The 2,445-nt window shown below is 67.3% G+C and carries 4 protein-coding genes; 2 read left to right on the forward strand and 2 right to left on the reverse strand.

Annotation, left to right across the window (positions count from 1 at the left end):
* Positions 1–412 precede the first annotated feature (412 nt).
* Both ACWF94_RS38660 and ACWF94_RS38665 read right to left on the reverse strand, forming a co-directional pair.
* Entirely contained in the window at positions 413–631 is a 219-nt protein-coding gene (locus tag ACWF94_RS38660) for a hypothetical protein (protein ID WP_453499684.1), read from the reverse strand.
* On the reverse strand, positions 628–1,047 hold the full coding sequence (locus ACWF94_RS38665) for an ATP-binding protein (RefSeq protein ID WP_453499686.1): 420 nt from the start codon (positions 1,045–1,047) through the stop codon (positions 628–630). Before ACWF94_RS38665 ends, ACWF94_RS38660 begins: the two co-directional genes overlap by 4 nt.
* Positions 1,048–1,377: 330 nt before the next feature.
* Between ACWF94_RS38665 and ACWF94_RS38670 the strand changes: the two genes are divergently transcribed.
* Positions 1,378–2,229 carry a helix-turn-helix domain-containing protein gene (locus ACWF94_RS38670; RefSeq protein WP_453499688.1) on the forward strand — a complete coding sequence of 284 codons (852 nt, stop codon included), beginning with the start codon at positions 1,378–1,380 and terminating at the stop codon, positions 2,227–2,229.
* A 21-nt stretch (positions 2,230–2,250) separates the two neighbouring features.
* The coding region (locus tag ACWF94_RS38675; protein ID WP_453499690.1) for a DUF397 domain-containing protein at positions 2,251–2,445 on the forward strand (195 nt) is incomplete at its 3' end.

The following is a 2,445-nucleotide window of genomic DNA, read 5'->3' on the forward strand; positions in this document are numbered from 1 at the left end:
GGTGGGGGGGGGGGGGGGGGCGGAGTTCGTACTCGATCCGTTCGTGGGCCGCGGGATCGGCCCCGCCGGGGCCCGGGGGCCGCCGTTGGGTGGGGGCCCGGGCCCCGCCACGCCTGTCAGGCGTGAGGGTGCCTGGTCAGAGCTTTGCTCGGAGGGGGTTACCCCCGCTCGCGCGGGAAGCACTCTTCCTGACCTGCGACTTCAGAGGGGCTTTGCCATTTGTTGACTATCGCGATCCCTCATCGCAGCTCATGATGTCAGACCCCTTTCCTGAAGTCCTGGGCGAGAGCGAGGGTACGAGTCCAGCCAGCCGAACGGCGAGGCGTGGATGTGACTGTGCCCGACCAGCGGACGCGAGTGAACCGCCGGGGTGCCGGGTCGCCCATGGGTGGGTGGCCCGGCACTCGGTGGGTCAGGAGTCCCGTACGTCTTCTCTTAGCCTGGCGACCAGGGCGTCCCACTCGGCCGCTTCCAGTTCGGCTTGCGTCGCGGGGTGGTCCGGTGTTCCGTGCAGGGCGTGCAGCGCGGACTGGTAGAACTCGCACCAGCGTTCATCAGTCCGCCACAGCAGCCGCACCAACCGCTCCCGTACGGCCTGGGCGACCCACCGCCGCACCGGGCACGCCCTCATGACCGCGTTCCGCGCAGCGTGATCTCCGCCCAGACGGCCTTGCCCGGCCCGGAACGTGTGGCGACTCCCCATGAGTCGGCGAGCGCCGCGACGAGCGGCAGCCCCCGGCCGCCATCCGCGTCCGGCGCGGGAGCGGTCATCCTGGGCAGAGCGTCCGACGCGTCGTGCACCTCGATCCGGATCCCGCCCGGCAGCGGGAGATACCGCGTCTCGATCTCGCGCCCGGGGGAGACCCGCGCGTGCCGCACGGCGTTCGTCAGCAACTCGGAGAGCACGATGAGCGCTTCCTCCTCGATACCGGCGAGCCCCCAGCCGGCCAGCAGCGACCGCAGATCCGCCCGCGCCCTGCCGACGGACCGGCCGCTGCGGCTCCACCGTGCCACCACCTGCGTACCGCCGTTGCACGATGTGCTCATCGGGTGACCTCCCGATTCTGCGGTACGGCAGACGGGAGTAAACCCTGCGCCCCTGGGCCGAGGCGGTGGGCGATAGCGTTGGTCATGTCGACGCTCCTCTATTAAGCGTTGGCCACACCCCCGAACCGTTCGTGCGGTTGCGGGGGCCTTTGCGTCAGCTGCGTGCGCACACCGACAGCACCCTTCTGTGACGGGTCGACCGCACCAGGTGACTGAGAATAGAGTGCTCCTGCATCCGTCCCTTGTGCAACCGAACGCAATAGAAAATGTTCCAAGATCTGTTCAGGTCCTTGATTCTGATGGACCGTCAACCAGCGGAGGAGCCAGCGCATGACCGCACCCCGACCGACTGTCCGGCGCCGCCGTCTCGCGGCGACGCTCGTCAAACTCCGGGAGGAGGCGGGCAAGTCCCCGGAGGAGGCGGCTGAACGCATCGGCTGCCATCGATCGAAGATCAGCCGCATCGAGAACGCACGACTCGGCATGTCACTCGGCGAGTTGCGAGATCTGCTCGCGTTCTACGGAGTGGAGGACAAGGGATATGTCGAGGAACTGGTCAAGCTCGCCAAGCGAGGCAGTGAACGTGGCTGGACCAGGAACCTCGGTGCCACTCTGCCCTCGTATGCCGACCACATCGACTACGAGCAGACGGCCGACTACATCCGCTCCTTCCAGCCACTGCTCATCGCGGGGCTGTTCCAGACGCCGGAGTACGCACGAGCGCTGTATCACGCCAATCCCGAGATGCTGAGCCGCGAGCGGGTCGATGAGCTGGTGGAGATGAGGATGCGGCGCCAGGAAGTCCTGACGCGGTCGGACTCACCCCGTATCTGCCTGATCCAGGGAGAAGCCGCTCTACGCAGTCGCGTCGGCGGAAGTTCGGTTATGGGTCCGCAACTCGATCACCTGCTGGGCCTGGCCGACCAGCCGTCCATCGACCTCCAGGTGCTCCCGCTGCGCGCGGGCGCGCATGTCGGTCTTGTCGGAGCCTTCGTCCTCTTCGGCTTTCCGACGCCAGCCTTCTCCGACGTCGTCTGCGTCGAGCACGTCACGGGGACGCTGCACATGGAAACTCCGGACGAGACCCGTCGGTATACGCTCGCGTTCGATTCGCTGAGATCAGCGGCGCTGAGTCCGAAGGACAGCCTTGAAGTGATTCGGCATGTCAGGCGAGAGCTGTAACCGACTGGGAAGAGGTACCCCATGCTTGCCCCCGAATTCGGCACGATCGCATGGCGCAAGAGCAGCCACAGCGGCGGCGGGTCGTCCGGTGGCGACTGCGTTGAGACCGCCGACCTCGCGAGCGGACTTGCCGTCCGCGACAGCAAGGACCCCCACGGCCGCATACTCCGCTTCGGGCGCGAACCATGGGCTGCGTTCATAGCCGAGGTCAAGTCC

The organism is Streptomyces sp. NPDC055078, from assembly GCF_053607985.1.